A 20,217-nucleotide genomic window follows, 5' to 3' on the forward strand; every position below is an offset into this window, starting at 1 on the left:
TTAGCATTAATGGCACGCGCAAAGTTTGAAAGGAATAAACCCCACGTTAACATCGGTACTATTGGACACGTTGACCACGGTAAAACCACGTTAACGGCAGCCATCACCATGACCTTGGCAGCTATGGGTCAAGCTGTGGCAAAAGGCTACGACCAAATCGATAACGCACCAGAAGAAAAAGCACGGGGTATTACCATCAATACCGCTCACGTTGAGTATGAAACACAGAAGCGGCACTATGCTCACGTAGATTGTCCTGGGCACGCTGACTATGTGAAAAACATGATCACTGGTGCTGCTCAGATGGATGGAGCCATTCTTGTAGTTGCTGCTACGGATGGTCCTATGCCCCAAACCCGCGAACACATCCTGCTGGCAAAACAGGTTGGTGTTCCCAATCTGGTTGTCTTCTTGAATAAAGAAGACTTGATGGATGATCCAGAACTCCTGGAACTTGTAGAACTAGAACTTCGAGAATTGCTATCTGACTACGATTTCGCTGGTGACGATATTCCTATTATCAAAGGCTCTGGTCTACAGGCGTTGGAAGTAATGACTAAGAATCCCAAGACACAGAAAGGTGAAAATGATTGGGTAGATAAAATCTACGAACTGATGGATGCCGTAGATGCTTCTATCCCCACTCCTGAACGCGACGTAGATAAGCCCTTCTTGATGGCAGTAGAAGACGTGTTCTCCATCACAGGTCGTGGTACCGTAGCTACCGGACGTATTGAACGGGGTAAAGTCAAAATCGGCGACAACGTAGAGCTAGTGGGTATTAGAAATACTCGCAGCACCACCGTAACCGGTATCGAGATGTTTAAGAAGAGTCTCGAAGAAGGTATGGCTGGTGATAACGCCGGAATACTGTTGCGCGGTATACAGAAAGCTGATATAGAACGGGGCATGGTTCTGGCTAAGCCTGGTTCGATTACCCCGCACACACAATTTGAAGGTGAAGTATACGTCTTAACAGAAAAAGAAGGCGGTCGCAAAACTCCATTTTTCCCAGGCTACCGTCCTCAGTTCTATGTGCGGACAACCGATGTGACTGGCACAATCAAACAGTTCACTGCTGACGATGGTAGTGCTGCCGAAATGGTGATGCCTGGTGACCGTGTCAAGGTGACTGTGGAACTTATCAACCCGATCGCTATTGAGCAAGGAATGCGCTTCGCAATTCGTGAAGGTGGTCGTACCATCGGTGCTGGTGTTGTTTCCAAAATCGTCAAGTAACACCTTTGCACCTTAACTAAAAAAGGAGCAGAGATGGTATAATAACCGCTCTGCTCTTTTCGTGTCCATGAACGCGTTACAACAATCGCATACTCCAGACGCACTCCTTCAAGGGGTATTGGAAAGCTTGTTTACTAATCGTTCGTCTCTAGTCCCTAATACCAAAATCACAACTCATCAGAACCTGGAAAATTTAAGATGGCAACTCTACAGCAGCAAAAGATTAGAATTCGTTTACAGGCTTTTGACCGCCGCTTGCTGGACACATCTTGCGAGAAGATTGTAGACACAGCAAACCGCACCAACGCGACAGCTATAGGACCAATTCCTTTACCTACGAAACGCCGAATCTACTGTGTGTTGCGATCGCCCCACGTAGATAAAGACTCACGAGAACATTTTGAAACCCGTACTCATCGTCGAATTATCGATATCTACCAACCTTCTTCTAAAACCATTGATGCCTTGATGAAACTAGATCTACCATCCGGTGTAGACATCGAAGTTAAGCTCTAATGTCAATTGATTATTTGCTAGTGCTTAGTTTACTTTGTATAGCAGGGAACGCTTAACGCTTAATAGGCGTGTGAAAGTCTGGTGGTTTCCGTATTTTCTCATTAGTTCATGTCCTAATCTACCTGGCAACTGCTATAAAAACTAACAACCCTTCCGGGTATGCCCAGTAGAAACGCACTAGCTTACTAACAACTAACAGAAAAATTTTTGTATTAATTATAACAAAGCCCTGAAAAAATATATTTCGGGGCTTTTTATTAGCATTAAAATCAAAATGATAGAATATAGAAAAAGTGCGGGAAAAAGCAGAGAATAAAAGCTTTTTAAGATTAAATTTATACCAAGGTAACAATGACATCCTCTTCTAAAATTGCAGTTTGCGAACTACCTCTGTTCCCGTTACCAGAGGTAGTTCTATTTCCAACAAGACCCTTACCCCTGCACATTTTTGAATTTCGCTACCGAATTATGATGAATACAATTTTGGAGAGCGATCGCAGGTTCGGGGTTTTGATGGTAGATCCTATGAAAGGCACAATTGCTAACGTTGGCTGTTGTGCAGAAATTGTTCATTATGAGAGACTACCAGATGACCGAATAAAGATGTGGACATTGGGTCAACAAAGATTTCGCCTTTTAAAGTATGTCCGTGAAAAGCCGTATCGAGTTGGCTTGGTTGAGTGGATTTCAGACAACCCTCCAACAACAAATTTGCGACCTTTGGCTACTGATGTTGAACAATTACTCACAGATGTTGTGCGTCTGTCAGCTAAGTTAACTGAGCAAAACATTGAACTGCCAGAAGATTTGCCAAATTTACCAACAGAGTTATCTTACTGGGTAGCAAGTAACCTTTATGGTGTTGCTACAGAGCAGCAGACATTGTTAGAAATGCAGGATACTGCTGCTCGTTTAGAACGGGAAGCAGAAATTCTCACTTCTACTCGTAACCACTTGGCAGCTCGTACCGTTCTCAAGGACACCTTTAATCAGAAGTTGTGAGTTGTAAATGGTTAGTCGTTAGTGGTTATTAGTCGTTTCATAACAACTAAATATTAACCACTAACTGCTTTACTAAGAGCGTTAATTGGTAAAACATTGTAACTACCAAAAATTTTTAATATCTCTGTATAAGAAGATATTTCTGCTAAAGCAGATTGTACGTGTGGTTGAGATGCGTCTGCTTCCAAATCAATAAAAAATAGGTATTCCCCAAGAGAACGTTTTGTTGGGCGAGATTCAATTTTACTGAGATTAATACTTAGACGAGCTAATACCTGTAGAGGTTTCGCTAACGCTCCTGGTATGTTAGCAGGAACACTAAAAGCAATGGATGTGTGACGAGGACATTCTAAAATAGTGGGATGGGAGATTGGTAAATGATTTTGACTGACAACCCAAAAACGAGTACAGTTTCCGGGATAGTCGTTAATCCCGCTAGCTATTATTGGCAAGTTGTAGAGTTGCGCTGCCCGTTGGGATGAAATAGCTGCAGCAGTTAAGTCTTGCTTGAGTTGCAGTAGCGCCTCAGTGGTGGAATTCGTTGGAATCAGCTCTACACTGGGGAGAAACCTCTCCAACCATACTTGACATTGTGCTAAGCCTTGTGGATGAGAATAAACTGTTTTGATATTTTCTAAGCTTTGAGCACAAGAAATTAATGTATGAGAAATGGGCATAACCACAGCCAACTGAACTTGCAAACTATCTAGTTGCCATAATGTATCCAGTGTCATGGTCACACTGCCTTCAATAGAATTTTCCACAGGTACAACAGCCAATTGTGCCTCTTTTTGGGCAACGGCTCGTAATGTCTGAGCATTACTGGGATAAGGGCATAACATAGCCTCAACTTCCGTATTTTTCGTCAACCAATTGAGATAAAAAAGAGCGGCTTGTTCTGTGTAAGTACCTGGAGGTCCTAAGTGTGCAATCGATAGATTCATAAAGTTTAGTTTTGTGTGGATAGTTGACCACTCGCGTGAAGTCAGTTGACGTTAGCAATCAAGTGGATGGAGGGAATTTTATTTATATTGAGTGTTGTGACTTGTTATCAGACATAATAAACTTCTTTCCACACAAATGAGTAATGAACGGAGCGCGTTGCAAGAGCGCCAAAGTCTGCTGGGGCGCTTCGTACCGAAGGTTGCTTTGCATGCATAGGCTGGTTTATATGTCAATAAGTACAAGTAATTGAGAATCAACCGCGCTCCCTCCTAATGGCTTATGACTTATGACGAACACAAATGTTTAAGAAAATATTACAATTATTTAACAGATATTTTAAAAAACTCATGTCTACTCGATTTACTGCCTATCAATCAATCGAAATTGCTATTCCAGAACAGCCCATTCCAATTCAGCACTACTTACGTCAACCTCAACGCTTGGTTAACGCTTTAGTTGACCCTAGCCGTATCCAACAGCTTTCCGATGAAGTCTTTCGGTTGAAAATGCGTCCTCTGAACTTTATGTCACTAAGTATTCAACCAACTGTAGACATGAGAGTCTGGGCTGAATCAAATGGAACGATTTATCTACGCTCGCTAAATTGTGAAATCCTTGGTGTAGAGTATATTAACCAGCGCTTTACATTGAATTTGAAAGGGTATCTATTGCCAGAACCGCAAGTTACTAGCACCGTGATCAAAGGAAGAGCCGATTTAGAAGTGTTGGTAGACTTCCCCCCACCATTTTGCTATACGCCTAAGCCAATACTAGAAGCAACAGGCAATGGTTTGCTCAAAAGTGTTTTGCTAACAATTAAGCAAAGATTACTACATCAACTTCTAGGAGATTACTGCCGTTGGGTGACATTGCAAACGCGAGAAAAAGCGCTTGAGGATAAAAGTATGCCGCTCTTCAAACCAGAGCAATTATGAAAAAGTTTTAGTGTTTATGAACACACAATTATCATCAACTACAGATGTACAGAGACTTATGCAGATGTCACACTGTTGACTGAAATCAATAGACATCTTTGAAAACTAATTTCAAACCCTTGTGCTGTCTAGGTTAATGTTTAATTTATGGAGAGATCTAATACATTCGTAGGATCGACTAGCTCCAAATATACGTTTGCGGGGAAATAAAAGGTGTTTGTGTTGATAGAAGCACCAAAGTACATAAAGTAGTTGTGATCAACAACTATGGATAAGTTCTATTTAGCACAACTAAGTATCGTTATTTGACAAGGACGAAAGGACTTGCGATGTAATGGTGAGGGTCCGTGCTGTTGCAGTGCAATCAGATGTCGTTGACTTCCATAACCCTTGTTACGTTCTAAGTCATACATGGAATACTTAGAAGCGAGGCGAAGTATAAGGTCATCACGCCAAACTTTTGCAATAATACTAGCAGAGGCAATAGCAATAGAGCGCTCATCTCCCTTGATTATCGTTTGTTGTGTCAGTGGCAAGTCTTTTACTAACTGATTGCCATCAATTAAACACAAAGAAGGCTGCACCTTTAATTTGAGAACAGCCCGCTTCATTGCTAGCATTGTTGCTTGAAGAATATTCATCTGGTCAATTTCAGCTGTTGAAGCAAAACCGATTTTCCAGTCTATAGCCAGCGCACAGATTTGTTGCGCTAGCCGCACTCTTCGAGAACTGGATAGCTTTTTACTATCTTTAATTTCAGCTGTAATGAGTTGTGATAAAGCGCTATCTGGTAGTATCACTGCTGCTGCTACCACAGGACCAAACAGGGCACCTCGTCCCACTTCATCCACACCTGCAATCAGCCCTTGAGTGGTTGACAGCATGGAAAAATCTAGCCACTTCATCTGTGTGTTGGGTGCTGACAACCCAGTAGAAGTGACAGTTTGCTCCGTCTTAATCATAAGTTTCTTAACTTTCAGATTCAGTTGATGTATCAGTCTCCACAGAGGAAGAACGACGGCGACGGCGGCGCTTATCACTTAGGCTGCTGGTTACTTCACTTTCATCTTCTCTCATTACGGGAAGATCCGATACATTACCCGATACATCACCCGATACATCACCCGATACATCACCCGATACATCAGATGTCGTTTCTGGAATTGATTCGGTTGGTAGCTCGGGTGTGACTACAGCAGTGACTCTACTAGATACAGGTGATTCTGAGGTTGATTCAGTTGCTGTTGCAGGACTGTGCCCAGGCAGGGTGACGTTGATAATAACAGATTTGGGATTTCTGACCTCCCGACTCAATTTTTCCAATGGAGAAACTCCCATCTGGGCGTAGACATCCTGTTCTTGAGACGACATTTCTACAGTTACAATCTCCGGTGGTTCTACCACTGGCTTGATTGGCTCTACCTTTGTCACTACTTTATGGCTACGTTCGATGACTCTGTCACTACCCCAAGAAGGTTTGCTAATGCTGGGTGAGGAAACTTCTGATGGGGTGGGAAGTTCGGGCTCATCATCTATTTCCAAGTCTGTCTCGTTCAGAAACGCCAGAGGGTTATTAGCCCCAACCCGTGGTTCATCTTTGCCATTTCCCCCATTTAGCCTTTCTATGCGAGTACTACGGCGGGTACGACGCTTTCTGCTATCAGTCATTTCTTGGTAGCTGGGATGATTGACTAGATTCAAAGTAGCCAAATCATTGTCACTCTCGTATGCTTCCCCATATCCTTCCAAGGTTTCTCGTGGTTCAGTCGGTCGAGTAACTGGCAGACGTGGTTCTTTATAAGGCAAGGAGGATGCAAAGCGGTCTGGTAATTCTGTTGGTGCGAGGGGTCGGCTTTCAGTTTCTCCTGGTAAATGGACAATGTGCCCTAAACCGCCGCAGGTGGAACAAACTGCACCAAACAATTCGTAAATATTTTGACCTTGACGTTTGCGAGTGAGTTCTACTAAACCTAACTCAGTGAGTTGGGCAATCTGGGGACGAGCTTTGTCTGCTTTTAGTGATTTGTTGAAATGTTCTAGAACATGCAGTTGGTCACGCCGCGATTCCATATCAATAAAATCAACGACAATCACTCCTGCAACATTTCGCAACCGCAGCTGACGAGCAATTTCTGTGGCGGCTTCGCAGTTGGTCCATAAAACAGTTTCTCTCGCTGTTGCTGATCGCGTGAATGAACCAGAGTTGACATCTATCACTGTTAATGCTTCTGTCGGCTCGATAATAATGTAGCCTCCAGAAGGTAAGTCTACTCTGGGCTTGAGAGCTTCTTTAATTGCAGCATTAATGCGGAAGTACTCTAAAATGGGTGCGCGATCGCGGTGATGATCTATTAACACCCCTTGCGGTGTTTGTCCACCACTCCAGTTTTGCAAGTACTGCTTCACTCGCTTCAAACCAGTACTGGAGTCTACCACAATTCTGTTTACATCTGCGCCATACATATCTCGCAGTACGCGCTGGATAAAATCATCATCCCGATTTAAGAGCGCTGGGGGACGCGTTGATTGTGCTTCTTGCTGAATTGCTTCCCATTGCTTTTGCAGCAATTCTAAATCTTCGATAATCGCTTCTTCTGGTTTGCCTTCGGCTTCGGTACGAACTAACAAACCCATCCCTGCTGGTTTAATCAAAATTGCTAGCGCACGCAAACGGTTACGCTCGCTTTCACTCCTAATTCGCCGTGATAAATTGACTCCCCGACCGTATGGCATTAGTACAACGTAGCGTCCTGGCAAGGTAATGTTCCCGGTGAGCCTTGGTCCTTTAGTACCTGTTGGCTCTTTCATCACTTGTACTAATACTTTTTGCTGCGGTGTTAATAATTCTGTAATAGCCGCTGCTGTACGTCTCAGTCGTAGGGGCCCTAAGTCAGTGACATGAATAAACCCATTGCGCTCTGGATCGCCTATATTAACAAAAGCCGCATCTATCCCAGGTAGTACATTTTCCACTACTCCTAGGTAGATATCACCTATTTGGTGATGTCCTGTGGCTACTACGAGTTCTTGTATCTGGTCTTCAGAAAATACTGCAGCAATTTGATGCTGTTCCGCGATGATAATTTGTTTTGGCATTCAATTATTGTCCTCAAAAACTGGCAGCATTAATAGACTTGGCAGTTTGTTATACCTCTGGCCGCTACAAGCCTGCTTATGCGCTGCTGGTAAAAGTTGCGCTCACAAAAAACTTAGAAAGCTACTTAGGCGCTTGACTGCGTTCACAAGCCTGATCCATCCAGAACGGTTGCATATTATTTAAGCAATTTAATGAACCGTCTGTGGTTAATTTTTGATGCAATACCCAATCGCTGGAAAGTGCGGAGTTCTGAGTTATGAGTTTTGAGAAGCCACTACGCCTTTGGGGAGCTAATGAAAGTGCGAGGGTTTCCCCCACCCTTGGAAACTGGCTTGCCTCAAGCGGTTATAGCAAGCGGCGTTTTGTGAGTTACTTGCGGCTGTGCGCCTTTGGGGAGCCAGTCCACCCTTGCGGGTTCCTAAGCCACTGCGCCCTTGCGGCTGTACCGATACTCGGTACATGTGGCGTCCGGTTAAAGGAACTAGCTTGGTTCCCCTGGTCATAACACTTGGCGCGTAAGCGCAGCGTATTCCTTTGGGACTTACAAACTAGCGTCTGATGGAGAAGATACCTGAAGGGTTAGTACTGGGTTATTTACACTCAGCACTCGCCACTCGTGACTCAACACTCGGTACTCGTTACTCGGACTACCTAAATTGTAGATTGGGCATTCAATTAATTTTAAAAATCATAGAATCAGAGAAGCCAGCGAGCCTACTGTTGGGGAAAAGCTAATTCACGAGCCGAGCTCAAAGAGAGTGTTATTAATCTGCCTGGTGTTTGTCTTAGATAAAAAACCCGCTAATCGTTTCACTCTAATATCTTTGCTTTTGCGCCCTGAGTATCAGGGTAGTGAATCAGTCCACTCAATGCAGCGCCAGAAAATTTCTCTTGATTCCATTCTAACGCAACCTTGTTAAAAATCAATTACCCAAAGGTACTACAACAGGGCAATTACTAGCAAATTGCCCCCAAAAAACTAAACTGCCAAAATCAGCCGATTCCGGTGAATTTGCAGCAGATTGAATTCTGTATCTGCTACTTGTTCCAGCATAAACAGGACTTGTTCGGGACGCAACAGCACCCCATCATGCCGACAGCTACCTACATATCGCAGGATAACTACAGGTTCATCCTGATGATCTCGGTGTTTTGGCAACTCTACTAATTCTAACTCAAATAAGCGATCGCGCAGATTTACCAACTGAGTTTTGCCTGACTTAGTTGTGTGTTCCCACCAAAACTCATCTTTGGCTTTGATGGTTTCGACCCAACCTTGCCATTGTACTGGTGTGGCCTCAATAAGGCAAGCCACGGTTATGAGATACTCACTAGCTTCTAGAGCTTGGTTTGCAGCACTTGCTTTTAAATCTAGCTCTTGCACCTGATATATGGGAATATCTAATGGCAGAGCATCAGCTAATTTTTGGCGAAAACTTTCCAAGTCAACTAGCTGTGTTAGCTCAAAATCTACAATTTCACCACTGCTGGTGGTTCCCAAAGGCAAAGCATGGGCTATAGAAATGCGAGGGGTTGGATGAAACCCACCAGTAAAAGAAATTGGCAATCCGGCGCGTCGCACAGATCTATCAAATAAGCGCATCAAATCTAAGTGTCCGACTAAAGCCAAACCCCCTTGCTTACCAAACCAGACACGCAGCCGTTGTACTTTGGTCGTATTTGGGACAAACTCACCCGCAAATTCTGGGATAGAAGGCGGCTCTATCACAACATTATGACCAAAGTCAGTGCCACACACGCCACAGTGAGAACAACTTTCAAAAGAGCAATCTGGCACAGTTGCTGCTTCTAGAGCGCGTTGCAAATCTTCCTTAAGCCATTTTTTCTCTATACCAGTGTTAATGTGGTCCCAAGGCAGGGGTGAATCAAGGCAGGGGATCCAGGCAGTCAATGCTTGGTTTTCTTTTTTGCTCGTTTCCTCCTTTTCTTTCTCCTTGTCTGCTGTTGTTGCAAACAAGTTCCACTCACCCTTCTCCACTAGGCGATATTTCCAATCTAAACCAGCTTCCGAGATGGCTTGTTCCCAAGCCCTGAATGCTTTTTCTACACTTTCAAACCAAGAATCCATGCCTGCACCTAATTCCCAAGCACGGCGCAATACCGGGGCTAGGCGGCGATCGCCTCGTCCGATAAAATCTTCCATTGCTGAAATACGGACATCAGTGAAATTTACCTTCACGCCTTTGATGCGGCGGAATGCTTGGCGCAGTAAGTCTTGCTTGCGCTTAAACTCAGCAGTAGAAACAGAGTGCCACTGAAAAGGTGTATGGGGCTTGGGCGTAAAGTTAGAGATTGTTAAGTTAAATGACAGTGATCTTCTGTTTTTGGCTCGACACTCCCTTTGTAACCAGCTTACCGTTTCTGCGATCCCTAACACATCAGTATCAGTTTCACCTGGCAAGCCAATCATAAAATAAAGCTTAATTTTGTCCCATCCTTGTTCCCAAGCTGTTTTTACACCCCGCAGCAGTTCTTCATTCGTCAAACCTTTGTTGATAATATCTCGCATCCTTTGACTTCCTGCTTCTGGAGCAAAAGTCAGCCCTCCTTGCCTTACACCACCAAGGATGTTGGCAATATTTTCATCAAATCTATCAACTCGTTGGCTTGGTAAAGAAAGAGAAATATTCTCATCTTTTAGCCTATTTTTAATTTCCATCCCCACTGCTGGTAAGGATAAATAATCAGAACAACTTAGGGATAGTAAAGAGAATTCATTGTAACCTGTTTGCCGCATTCCCGAATCTATTACTTCCACCACCTTTTGCGGTTCCACATCTCGTGCTGGTCGAGTCAGCATTCCTGGTTGGCAGAAGCGACACCCACGAGTACAACCACGCCTAATTTCAATTGTCAGGCGGTCATGCACTGGCTCGATATAGGGAACTAACCCTATAGAATAAGCTGGCATTGGGCTTGCTATGCGCCGCACAACTTGTTTTGGGACATCTGGGTTGTTAGGATGAACTGACCCATCCTCTGCCATATCATAAAACAGAGGAACATAGACGCCTGGTATCTGCGCTAAATCCAGCAACAATTCTTTACGATTCAGTCCTGCTTTTTTACCTTCTTCCAAGACTAAGCCGATTTCTGGCAACAGTTCCTCACCATCTCCTAAGGCGAAGAAGTCGAAGAAGTCAGCGTATGGTTCCGGATTGGATGTCGCTGTCTGTCCCCCTGCAAAAATCAGGGGGTAACTAGAGGATGAAGAAATATTGTTTTCCTCTGCGCCCCCTGCTTCATTTGTCTTGACTTCCAGGCGTTCTTGCCAAGTTAAGGGAATTCCAGCTAAGTCCAACATTTCTAAAATGTTGGTTGCTCCGAGTTCATAACTGAGGCTAAAGCCTATAATGTCAAATTCGCTTAGTGTTCGCCTAGATTCTACGGCGAACAATGGTGTCTTTGTTGCCCGTAGTTTTCTTGCTAGATCTGATCCTGGTAGGTAAGCGCGATCGCACAACTGACGCGGTTGGGCATTCAGTATATTATAAAGGATAATGTGTCCTAAATTGGATGCGCCCACTTCATAAATTTCCGGGTATGTTAGAACCCAATGGATTTCTGCCGTATACCAAGGCTTATGAATTGCTAAGAGCTCGTTACCTAAGTAACGAGCTGGTTTTACTATATCCGATGTGATTAACTTTTCAACTGCAACACTCACTGTGCTATCTTTTAGCTACCTTAATTACAGCTACTCACTTTTAACTTTAGCATTTCTTAGGTGTTTCAACAGAGCCACTTATTTTTCCTTAAGACTTTTTTAGACATGAGTTCACTCTCATTTATTGCATCGGGAAGCAAGCTGCTTCAAATGCCGCTTTCCCTTCAAATATCTCAAAAACCCTATCTAACTGAGTCATTTCAAATATAATTCTCAAGCAGGGTGAAACTGAGCACAGGCTGAAGCGCCGTTCTAGTTTCTGAGATAGCTTGAGCGCAGACACTAATGCCATTAAACCCGCACTGTCTAGGGATTCCACATACTCTAAGTCTACGAGTAACAAAGAAATACCATCTTGTGATAGTGCTTTTGTGATATTTGTTTCGAATTCTAAAGCGTTTGTGGCATTTAGGCAACCTTGAGGACTAATAACAGTTATTTTTGGATAGTCTAGTACTACTTGCATCGTTAGATCCTATTAAAGTTATTGAACTTTAAGGTTAGATGTATTTGACCATAAACTTTTTTTTCTCACATCGACCATTCGTCTTAGTTCTCTTTGCTGAATCTTTATTGCTATAGAGTTATTGTTTAAAGATTGTCAAAAACCCTAGTGTAACTGTGTTTCAATATACTTTTTTTTTAGATTTAGGAAAATATAATCTTCACAAATTGCCGTAGAGGCGAGGATAAACAGCTAATTACACCTAAAATTTTTATTTATCATACTTCGATTGAATTGCTAGAGGAAGCGTTAACCTTACAACAGTCACTTCGTTGATAAACCTATCTCAAAAATAAGACACACAAACCCCCGCAGTGAGCGAATAGTTCCTTTATGGAATATCCAAACCCTCGCGTTGTTCAAAGCAGCATCTTTACATGAGGTGTGCAACTGTTGTGGTACAACAGATCAGGATTTTTATCCGCCTCATCACTCGTACTGAACAACTGCGGTGCCTTTTTACTTTCTTAACTGCTTTGACGTCACGATTAGTCGCGTTAAAATGCCCCCATGACCGGATTTTGCCGTGTGGGTTAAAACGTAGACGTGTACAACCCTACTTACTTGCCTCTTTCCCATTTGAGCAATAAGTCTGTTGATAATTGGCAGATAGTTGAAGCAGCAATGAGCTATTAGTCCACCAAGCTAACTTTGCTAGGTATATTTTTTGTAAAACTCTTTAAGAGTAAGCATTCCAAAAATTTTTCACCTAGCAAAGTTTCTTTGGTCAAGCACTATGTTTCCAGATTTTTGTGATCTTGATCGCTTACACAGACAGTTTAAGATCACTCTTTATATCAAATGATACCATAGATAATGATTACCTATAAACTGGGTGTAATCAGAATGACAACAAAATACTCTATTCGTCGATTAGTAGAAAAAGCTCTTGATATAAAAAAGTTGACTCCTGAAATAGAAAATGAAATCAACTCAGAATTGACACAACTGGGTTATATTTCAGACGTTGACTATGAAGCTTTAGAACTCTTAATGGCAGAGATGGATGCTGGTCGTGTTCAGTTGGTTCCAAGTGCAGGTTGTTTATTCTAAGTGCTTGGATTGATAGCTTTTTACTGAAATTAAGTAAAGACTATAGTAGTCACCGAACTTCAATAGGAGATAAAATAAAAACTACAGTAACGGTAGTACCAATACTCAAGCTTGAATATTGTCACTACTGATACTTTTTCTAAAGGTTAAGTCTATGGCTGATGGCAAAGCGTAAACTGAAAAGAAACTGAAAAGAGAGTGCTTTCACATTTGCATTAGTCAGAAATCATTGCCATACAGTTTGCTCGAAGTTTAGAAAAAATTCCTCCTTACCTGCCAAAATTGAGCACACACACAACCAACTGATTGCTCAGGGAGTTGACATCATTCATATAGCAAAGGCAGACCCCAATACGCTTGGGATAAGAAATTTGCTCGTGTTAGCGCTTTGCGCGGCGAGAAAGCTGGAGCAAGGCAAGCAGGGAGCACGCTACGCTCGGGAGCAGGGGGAGGGGGAGAAACGCTCTTCATGTGGATCGGTTTTCTCCCTGCTCCCTACTCCTGGTGCCGCCTCAACAAATAAATGTCTTAACTGAACCGTATTGAGGCAGACCCAAATAAACCAACGCCTGCTCACATCACTCAAGCAATGCATGAAGCGATAGATCAGCCGTCAACTCACGACTACGCACCTGAGCAAAGCACTTTTGCACCTCAAGACTCAGAACTTTCTTTTTGTGCTTGCCAAATGTCGTGAAGAAACTGATTTCGTTGTTGCTTAGCTTCTGTTGTCTCTCCAGGTTTTGGTTCTTTTGCTAAAACCTGACTCAAAAAACCGATCACTTCTGTGTCTAAAGCAGGCTGAAATACATTCACATACCAAAGCAGATCAGAGGTATCTCGCAGGTCAATGATCTGCGGCATTTCTTGAGTGAAGGCGACCAGCAGCAAAGGACGTACCCAACACAACTGACGGGAAACGACTACTTGAATGACTTCTGCGTACAGCCTCCTGTCGCTATGCTCTAAGTACACAATTTGTCCTGCTTGAAACTCCACAGTCATGTTCATGCAGTTTAGGCGACAACTATATTTTCATTAATTTTAAGAGAATAAGGTGTCAACGCACACGAAAGCCATGCACTTATCAACCCAGAAGCGCAAAAATTTTGACTAACCCCACATTTGTATGAGTATGCTATAAAATAGATAAATAAGTGTTAAGCAATATTTTGACAAATATTGTGCTGTACTAATTCAGCCAAAAAAGAGTAAAGAGCCGTGTCTGTCGAAACTTTACAGAAGAATTCAACATCCCGCAAGCTAGCGCCTCGGTATCGCGTTTTGCTTCATAACGATAACCACAACTCTATGGAGCATGTGGTAGAAGTTCTATTAACCACAGTGCCAAATCTTACTCAGCCTCAGGCTGTCAGCATTATGATGGAAGCGCATAGCAATGGGTTTGCCTTAGTGATTACTTGCGCTCAAGAACACGCTGAGTTCTATTGCGAAACATTGAAAACTCATGGTTTGACCAGCACAATTGAGCCTGAGGAATAGTTGGGCTATTTGAATTGAAAAAAGTTTTACTCCGTTTACGCCAACGCCCTGCCCCAATAAGGCTGGGCGCTTTTATATTAACTTTGGTGGGAATATGGTTGCCCATAGCCGTACCTATTTATTTGTTGGTAGATGATTCCAATTTAGTCACTATCTTGACTATGGTACCGCTGGCAATTGGATTTTTCGTGCTTCTTCCTATATGGAACAAATATGTATACCAGCAGCGACAGATATTTCGGCACTATGGTTTAGAAAGAACACGCCTCAATGGAGTGGAACTGCTGCGTGGCTTGGCTATTGGGCTGATTACCATTCTGATTCTATTTAGTTTAGAAGGACTCCTGGGTTGGTTGGTGTGGCAAAAACCTAATATTTTTTTGCTCAGAGTTGTTTTAGAAGGGTTAATTACCAGTTTGGGTGTGGCGTTTGCAGAGGAATTGTTTTTCCGGGGGTGGATATTGGATGAACTGCAGCGGGATTATACCCCCCCTGTCGTACTTTGGACAGATGCCACCATTTTTGCGATCGCCCACTTTATTAAACCACTGCCAGAAGTCATTCGCACCTCCCCGCAATTTTTTGGCTTATTGTTGCTAGGGTTAACACTGGTATGGGCGAAGTGGGGTTCCAGGGGACGCCTAGGTTTATCGATTGGTTTACATGGTGGTTTAGTTTGGGGATACTACATTATTAATGTTGGGGGATTGATGAAATATTCTCGTCAAGTTCCCGACTGGGTAACGGGAGTGAATGATAATCCTTTGGCAGCGGTAATAGGGTTGGTGTTTTTGGGTGGGCTGGCGTTGTGGATGAGGGGGCGGGTAGTGAAAATTTGAATAATCAAAAATGGAGTTTTGCTGGGTTACAGACAAAGTACTCCATCACCAAATAGTGTTAATGCTGGATAGTTTAATTTTGCTGTCCCGACTAATCACTGGCACTCCCAGATGCAAGGCTGTAGCAGCGACAATACGATCTGGTAAATCTGGCACTTGTGTGCGCTCAACTAAACGCAAAGCTTGGGCTATATGTCGATCAAATGGAACTTCTGCTAGTACAGCATGGGAAGTTAGCCCATTCCTGAGTGCGGGCTGCATCAATTTCAGATTGTGAAGGTGCTTGTCCCAAATCGGCACATAAACCCCACAATGATTTACGGGGCGTAGACGGGTTGTCGATTAACTCGCGTTCTATTTCAGGAGCAATTTGCTCAATCAAACGCACCTTGTCCACTGTTGAAAGCTGCAATGCTTGCTTAAGAACTTCCTGTAGACTCATAACTTTTTCCTCACGAAACTCTCTCAACCGATGTCCCTACCAAACACGCCCTCTCCAAATTCACGCCACTCAAATTAGCACCGTCTAATTCAGCACAAAGTAAATTAGCACCCGTCAAATTCGCACCAGCAAGATTGGCTTTGCGCAAGTCAGTTTCTTCCAAATTCGCCTCACTCAACAACGCACCTTGTAAATCAGCGCGACTCAAGTCTGCACCTTTAAGATTCGCCCCAGTCAAATTAGCCCCTCGCAAGTCAGCACCTCGAAAGTCAACACCTTGCAAGTTAACATTCATCAAATTGGCACCACTCAAGAAAGCACCGATAAACGATACTTGACTCAGTCTTGCTCCCATTAAATTAGCACCACGCAAATTCCCACCTCGTAAGTCAGCGCCTGTCAAATCTGCTTGCATCAAGTTCGCTCCCATAAGGTTCGCGCGCAAATCAGTTTCTACGAGGTTGGCTCCCATCAAATTAGCACCTTCTAAATGTCCACCTTCGAGTTTGGAACGTGTAAAAATTGTGCCAACAAGGTGAGCACCAGCAAGATTAACGCGACTTAAATCAGCATTTGATAAATCTTCGTCCTCTAAATTTGTTCCTGGCAGATTTTTGAGTTTTCCTAATCGAATTTCTTCTATGTTCATATAAATTATGGATTATCAAGATCATTAAATTTTGCACACAGACACAAAGGTACAAAGAGTTTCTCAGCGTCTGTGAGCTTTTGTATCAAATGATTATTTGCCGTAACTGCGAATCTGCTCACTAGTTTTGCTTTCGCTATCTAACCTGCTATTGAGTAGCCACATACTAGTGCTAGCTTTGGGTGTCATCACAGGTACATCCAGTCCTTGTTGTAAACCCATGACTAATAAAGCCAATGTATCTACAAGTTTAGGATCAAAGCGATGGGATTGCAGTTGCCTGCACTCTTCTAAAGCTTGAGCAAATATCTCCTCGCGATTATCTAAAGAATTTTCTTTCTGATTCAGCCGCCATTGGAAATCCGCGACTAATGCGAGAATTCTCGACTCCAAAGGAATTTCATCTCCAGCTAACCCGGCTGGTTCACCTGTACCATCCCAGTACTCAGTTTGATGTGTAATAATTTGGGCGATCGCTCGCAATTGTGGCATAGTTCGCAGAACTTGCGCTCCTGGTACCAAAGGACAACTCAAGGCACAAGTGGGTGTATCTTCTTGGTAGCGTGTAGAAGTTCCAGGAGAAAGAACGCTTTCTACTCTTTGCAATGGATCTATACGGTGCAGCAAAGCTGCAAAACGCAAACGTTTCATCTGCCATGCAGGAATATCCAAAAGTTGCCCCATTGTTTCTGCTAGCGCTACCACTTGTGCCGCTGCCATTGGATTGGTAGTATCAGTAGCATCAATAATTTGCGCCATCCGTAAAAATGCTTGGATTTCGTTGGAAACCAGGTTACCATCCAACGCTTGATGGCGAGTTGCTGTAGGCACGGAAATGTTCACTTGCCCTGTTTGGAGGTAATCTACTACCCGAGAAACCACTGCACTCAAGTCTTCTGCTGTTGCAAGACGCGACTGAATTGCCTGTTTATGTGCCTTGAGTTTTTGTGCCAGTTCTGGGTTATATTCTCCGATGTGGGAAATTGCCAATTCTGCTGTTTCTTTGACTAACTCTGGCTCAAATGTCCACAAGCCGTAGAATTTCCGCTCTACATCTGATGCAGGTACTCCGCTAGAACCATAATCAGCAACTGAAAGTTCTTGACAAATTACCATTGCTGTGTATCCTGGGGCGAGAATAATCAAGTGCCATTCCTGCGCCACTGGATCAGTTGAATCTAATCCTACCAGGTTCACATTAGGCAACTGGCTTGTGGGATGTTCAGCAAAGCCTGTATCCAGGGAAGCCATGATCGCGATTTGACCGGATTTTTTAGCAATATCTGCATATCTTTCGGCTTCTTGCAAATACCATTTCCCTTGTTGGAAGGCTGTGATGACTAAAGGTGTACTGTCGTCAGTCAAAATGTGGTCTTCCAGAGCATGACACAAGGAAACCAAGGTATTTTTGTAGTAAACACCGTATTGAATTGGTCTTTTACTATGGCGATGAGCTGCTTCTAGCTTTTGTAAAATTGAGCCTTGTAACATGGTATTTAATCAAATGAAACGCAAAGACGCTAAGCAACGACAAAGGAGAAAGTTTTGAGTTTTGAATTTGATCTGAAGTTTGCGCCAATTATTTTTTAGTTTACTGTTTAAAGGCTACGCTACGCCAATGCACTGAGGACTACAATGGTGATTTTGTGATCAGTGTGCCGCAAGCCGTAGGCATAGGGATTGGTATGCGCTGTGCGCTTACAAAAAACAGGATTGAAGACAACTGAGGATAGTGTATTACTATTGACAAGTTTATCACCATAAAAAATACGAAAATTCCTAATGAAATTCGTCCAAAAAATACTAAGACTAAATATTACTTTAATTTACGGCATATTCTTAAGTATAGTGCCTATGAAAGCCTATGGCACTGAGGTTAGACAGCTTTTAAGTTCCCAAACTCCTAACGGGAAGGTTCAAACTCCAGTTCAAACAGCAGGTACTACCACGGAAAAACAGCCAACCACTCCAGCAGCTAAACCAGTGGTTGAAAATGCCAGAATGGACAACTATGAGAATCACTACCAGGTCAATCTAGACTACACCTATACAGAAGTGATTGCCCAACGGATGACTTTGCTAACTCCACAGGGAATTGAAGATTGGCAGCGGGCAAGCCAGAGTTATTCTCCTGACACTCAATCATTGGAATTAGTTGAGGCTTATGTGATTCAACCGAATGGGGAAAAAGTCAAAGTCACTGAAGAAAATATTTTCACCCGCCCAAGCCAGGAGTCACAGGATGCACCCGGATTTTCCAACAGTATGACAACAACTGTGGTGTTTCCAAAACTGATGGTAGGTAGCCAAACCTTCGTTAAATGGAAACTGACTCAGAAAAAGCCATCAATTGACTTTAGCGACATGGAGACTCCATCATTTCGAGAGTCATCGGTTAAGGAAACCGTGCAAATCTCCATACCAACTTCACTCAAACTGCGCTGGAAAAAGCGGGGTGCTTATGTGGTGAGTGATAAAATTCAAGGCGATCGCAGGATAATTACGGCTGTGATTGCCAACCAGCCAGCCCGTCAGTCTGAAAATGACATGGTTGATCCTACAGATGTTGATTCTATCTTTGTGTTTTCCAATCTTGATAGTTGGGAGGAACTGGGTAAAATCGTTTGGCGGAATTGGCACGACAAGGCTGTGGTGACACCAGAAATTAAAAAGCTGGCAGACAAAATTACAGGAGACAAACAAGGCATTGAAGCGACACGATTAATCTATAACTGGGTTGCTCAAAATATTAAATATGTTGCCGTTTACCTGACAGAATCTGCAGGCTACATACCCCATACTTCTACAGCAATTTTGCGAAATGGTTATGGAGATTGTAAAGATTATGTGCTTTTAATGCAGACCTTACTAAAAGCGAAAGGTATTAATTCTGTGCCTGTGTTAGTTAACTGGGGTTCGATATATCAAACAGTTCCATTACCAACAAGTTCTCAGTTTAATCATGCAATCATTTATCTACCTGATTACAAGATTTTTGCAAATCCGACTGATAATTATGCATCTTTTGGACAACTGGATGTTTCTTTACACAATAAATTTGTAGTGATGGCAACACAAAAAGGTCTGACTGCATACACGCCAAAATCCATTGCTAATCAAAATCGCTATTTCATGACTAGTACAATCACAATTGCTAACGATGGAAGCATCAACGGGCAAAGTGAAGTGCAATACTTCGGAAGTATTAACAGTTTGTATAGGCGCTACTTTGCTTCCGATAAACTAGACCAAATTGTCAATAAACTTCTTGCTGCAACTCCTGAAGGGGGCAGTGGTAGCCTAGAAACTAGTGATCTCAATAATCTAGATCAACCTGTGACACTCAAGGGCAAATGGCTTAGCCCTTATGCCGTCAGTATAGACAAACAAATTTATTTCAGTACGCCCTTTGGGATTAGTACGATAAATCCACAATCGCTGCGCGGATTTATCAGATTTAATAAGCGTTCGTATCCCCTGATTGTGGGAGCAGGGAATGGAAGTTGGGAGTACAAAATTATACTACCTACTGGATATAAAATCAGTCATTTACCTGAAAATAGAAGCTTCTCAAATGCCGCTGGAGAATACAAAAGCCGTTATGAAGTAGGCAACGGATACATTCGCGTTCAGCGCAATTTAATGTTCCAAAAGGATATTTATAGTGCTGAAGAATATCCAGCGTTCCAAGATTTAATTTACAAGACAATTAATGATGCACGCAGTGTGATGGTTTTAGAAAAATTTGAAAGACAGTATGTTCCCCCGCAAGCTGGAGATAGGAAGAGTTGACGGGGGACAAAG

General features: G+C 42.9%; 19 protein-coding genes. 8 read left to right on the forward strand and 11 right to left on the reverse strand.

What is annotated here, in order from left to right; translation table 11 throughout:
• Positions 1-9 precede the first annotated feature (9 nt).
• The 3 genes from tuf to AC5JM2_RS17805 all read left to right on the forward strand — a co-directional run bounded on the left by tuf (position 10) and on the right by AC5JM2_RS17805 (position 2,757).
• Positions 10-1,239 carry an elongation factor Tu gene (gene tuf / locus AC5JM2_RS17795; protein WP_495836179.1) on the forward strand — a complete coding sequence of 410 codons (1,230 nt, stop codon included), beginning with the start codon at positions 10-12 and terminating at the stop codon, positions 1,237-1,239.
• A 198-nt stretch (positions 1,240-1,437) separates the two neighbouring features.
• Positions 1,438-1,755: a 30S ribosomal protein S10 gene (gene rpsJ / locus AC5JM2_RS17800; RefSeq protein ID WP_008232935.1), complete on the forward strand. Its 318-nt coding sequence runs from the start codon at positions 1,438-1,440 to the stop codon at positions 1,753-1,755.
• Positions 1,756-2,106: 351 nt separating this feature from the next.
• Positions 2,107-2,757 (forward strand): LON peptidase substrate-binding domain-containing protein, encoded by a 651-nt coding sequence (locus AC5JM2_RS17805; RefSeq protein ID WP_495836180.1) that lies wholly within the window; start codon positions 2,107-2,109, stop codon positions 2,755-2,757.
• A 53-nt stretch (positions 2,758-2,810) separates the two neighbouring features.
• Here AC5JM2_RS17805 and pheA read toward each other — a convergent pair whose 3' ends face one another.
• Positions 2,811-3,701, reverse strand: a complete 891-nt coding sequence (gene pheA / locus AC5JM2_RS17810; protein WP_495836181.1) for a prephenate dehydratase — start codon at positions 3,699-3,701, stop codon at positions 2,811-2,813.
• Positions 3,702-4,049: 348 nt separating this feature from the next.
• On the opposite strand from pheA, the gene AC5JM2_RS17815 reads away from it, so the two are divergent.
• Complete coding sequence (locus tag AC5JM2_RS17815) at positions 4,050-4,637, forward strand: DUF1997 domain-containing protein (RefSeq protein ID WP_495836182.1); 588 nt, start codon at positions 4,050-4,052, stop codon at positions 4,635-4,637.
• Between the two features lie 278 nt (positions 4,638-4,915).
• Here AC5JM2_RS17815 and AC5JM2_RS17820 read toward each other — a convergent pair whose 3' ends face one another.
• The 5 genes from AC5JM2_RS17820 to AC5JM2_RS17840 all read right to left on the reverse strand — a co-directional run bounded on the left by AC5JM2_RS17820 (position 4,916) and on the right by AC5JM2_RS17840 (position 11,888).
• Positions 4,916-5,599, reverse strand: a complete 684-nt coding sequence (locus AC5JM2_RS17820) for a ribonuclease HII (RefSeq protein ID WP_495836183.1) — start codon at positions 5,597-5,599, stop codon at positions 4,916-4,918.
• A gap of 7 nt (positions 5,600-5,606) precedes the next feature.
• Entirely contained in the window at positions 5,607-7,733 is a 2,127-nt protein-coding gene (rne, locus tag AC5JM2_RS17825; RefSeq protein WP_495836184.1) for a ribonuclease E, read from the reverse strand.
• A 291-nt stretch (positions 7,734-8,024) separates the two neighbouring features.
• Positions 8,025-8,237, reverse strand: coding sequence for a hypothetical protein (locus AC5JM2_RS17830; RefSeq protein WP_495836185.1), 213 nt, complete (start codon positions 8,235-8,237; stop codon positions 8,025-8,027).
• Between the two features lie 476 nt (positions 8,238-8,713).
• Positions 8,714-11,422, reverse strand: a complete 2,709-nt coding sequence (locus tag AC5JM2_RS17835; RefSeq protein WP_495836186.1) for a TIGR03960 family B12-binding radical SAM protein — start codon at positions 11,420-11,422, stop codon at positions 8,714-8,716.
• Between the two features lie 121 nt (positions 11,423-11,543).
• Positions 11,544-11,888: an STAS domain-containing protein gene (locus tag AC5JM2_RS17840; RefSeq protein ID WP_495836187.1), complete on the reverse strand. Its 345-nt coding sequence runs from the start codon at positions 11,886-11,888 to the stop codon at positions 11,544-11,546.
• Positions 11,889-12,773: 885 nt separating this feature from the next.
• On the opposite strand from AC5JM2_RS17840, the gene AC5JM2_RS17845 reads away from it, so the two are divergent.
• Positions 12,774-12,980 (forward strand): hypothetical protein, encoded by a 207-nt coding sequence (locus tag AC5JM2_RS17845; protein WP_210616173.1) that lies wholly within the window; start codon positions 12,774-12,776, stop codon positions 12,978-12,980.
• 654 nt (positions 12,981-13,634) lie between these two features.
• Here the strand turns inward: AC5JM2_RS17845 and AC5JM2_RS17850 are convergent.
• A complete protein-coding gene (locus tag AC5JM2_RS17850; RefSeq protein WP_495836188.1) occupies positions 13,635-13,991 on the reverse strand; it encodes a hypothetical protein in 357 nt (118 codons plus the stop codon).
• A 210-nt stretch (positions 13,992-14,201) separates the two neighbouring features.
• Between AC5JM2_RS17850 and clpS the strand changes: the two genes are divergently transcribed.
• Both clpS and AC5JM2_RS17860 read left to right on the forward strand, forming a co-directional pair.
• Positions 14,202-14,483: an ATP-dependent Clp protease adapter ClpS gene (gene clpS / locus AC5JM2_RS17855; RefSeq protein WP_495836189.1), complete on the forward strand. Its 282-nt coding sequence runs from the start codon at positions 14,202-14,204 to the stop codon at positions 14,481-14,483.
• Positions 14,484-14,497: 14 nt separating this feature from the next.
• Entirely contained in the window at positions 14,498-15,322 is an 825-nt protein-coding gene (locus AC5JM2_RS17860) for a CPBP family glutamic-type intramembrane protease (RefSeq protein ID WP_495836190.1), read from the forward strand.
• Positions 15,323-15,367: 45 nt separating this feature from the next.
• Here the strand turns inward: AC5JM2_RS17860 and AC5JM2_RS17865 are convergent, their stop codons facing one another.
• From AC5JM2_RS17865 to AC5JM2_RS17880, 4 genes are all read right to left on the reverse strand, one after another.
• The gene (locus tag AC5JM2_RS17865; RefSeq protein ID WP_495836191.1) at positions 15,368-15,583 is read right to left on the reverse strand and encodes a PIN domain-containing protein; all 216 of its coding nucleotides are present in this window, start codon (positions 15,581-15,583) and stop codon (positions 15,368-15,370) included.
• Complete coding sequence (locus AC5JM2_RS17870; RefSeq protein ID WP_495836192.1) at positions 15,522-15,764, reverse strand: hypothetical protein; 243 nt, start codon at positions 15,762-15,764, stop codon at positions 15,522-15,524. The genes AC5JM2_RS17865 and AC5JM2_RS17870 overlap by 62 nt, the downstream gene beginning before the upstream one ends.
• A 10-nt stretch (positions 15,765-15,774) precedes the next feature.
• Positions 15,775-16,413: a pentapeptide repeat-containing protein gene (locus AC5JM2_RS17875; protein WP_495836193.1), complete on the reverse strand. Its 639-nt coding sequence runs from the start codon at positions 16,411-16,413 to the stop codon at positions 15,775-15,777.
• Between the two features lie 93 nt (positions 16,414-16,506).
• Positions 16,507-17,904, reverse strand: a complete 1,398-nt coding sequence (locus AC5JM2_RS17880) for a DICT sensory domain-containing protein (RefSeq protein WP_495836194.1) — start codon at positions 17,902-17,904, stop codon at positions 16,507-16,509.
• A gap of 363 nt (positions 17,905-18,267) precedes the next feature.
• Between AC5JM2_RS17880 and AC5JM2_RS17885 the strand changes: the two genes are divergently transcribed.
• Positions 18,268-20,205 carry a DUF3857 domain-containing protein gene (locus AC5JM2_RS17885; protein ID WP_495836195.1) on the forward strand — a complete coding sequence of 646 codons (1,938 nt, stop codon included), beginning with the start codon at positions 18,268-18,270 and terminating at the stop codon, positions 20,203-20,205.
• Positions 20,206-20,217: the final 12 nt, after the last annotated feature.

This window comes from Brasilonema angustatum, assembly GCF_059505445.1.

Coding starts and splice junctions, on each gene's coding strand:
- AC5JM2_RS17815 (WP_495836182.1), top strand. CDS start 4,050: ATGTCTACTCGATTTACTGCCTATCAATCAATCGAAATTGCTATTCCA.
- AC5JM2_RS17820 (WP_495836183.1), bottom strand. CDS start 5,599: ATGATTAAGACGGAGCAAACTGTCACTTCTACTGGGTTGTCAGCACCC.
- AC5JM2_RS17865 (WP_495836191.1), bottom strand. CDS start 15,583: ATGCAGCCCGCACTCAGGAATGGGCTAACTTCCCATGCTGTACTAGCA.
- AC5JM2_RS17885 (WP_495836195.1), top strand. CDS start 18,268: ATGAAAGCCTATGGCACTGAGGTTAGACAGCTTTTAAGTTCCCAAACT.
- AC5JM2_RS17870 (WP_495836192.1), bottom strand. CDS start 15,764: ATGAGTCTACAGGAAGTTCTTAAGCAAGCATTGCAGCTTTCAACAGTG.
- AC5JM2_RS17805 (WP_495836180.1), top strand. CDS start 2,107: ATGACATCCTCTTCTAAAATTGCAGTTTGCGAACTACCTCTGTTCCCG.
- tuf (WP_495836179.1), top strand. CDS start 10: ATGGCACGCGCAAAGTTTGAAAGGAATAAACCCCACGTTAACATCGGT.
- AC5JM2_RS17880 (WP_495836194.1), bottom strand. CDS start 17,904: ATGTTACAAGGCTCAATTTTACAAAAGCTAGAAGCAGCTCATCGCCAT.
- AC5JM2_RS17875 (WP_495836193.1), bottom strand. CDS start 16,413: ATGAACATAGAAGAAATTCGATTAGGAAAACTCAAAAATCTGCCAGGA.
- rpsJ (WP_008232935.1), top strand. CDS start 1,438: ATGGCAACTCTACAGCAGCAAAAGATTAGAATTCGTTTACAGGCTTTT.
- AC5JM2_RS17850 (WP_495836188.1), bottom strand. CDS start 13,991: ATGAACATGACTGTGGAGTTTCAAGCAGGACAAATTGTGTACTTAGAG.
- AC5JM2_RS17830 (WP_495836185.1), bottom strand. CDS start 8,237: ATGACCAGGGGAACCAAGCTAGTTCCTTTAACCGGACGCCACATGTAC.
- AC5JM2_RS17845 (WP_210616173.1), top strand. CDS start 12,774: ATGACAACAAAATACTCTATTCGTCGATTAGTAGAAAAAGCTCTTGAT.
- rne (WP_495836184.1), bottom strand. CDS start 7,733: ATGCCAAAACAAATTATCATCGCGGAACAGCATCAAATTGCTGCAGTA.
- AC5JM2_RS17840 (WP_495836187.1), bottom strand. CDS start 11,888: ATGCAAGTAGTACTAGACTATCCAAAAATAACTGTTATTAGTCCTCAA.
- pheA (WP_495836181.1), bottom strand. CDS start 3,701: ATGAATCTATCGATTGCACACTTAGGACCTCCAGGTACTTACACAGAA.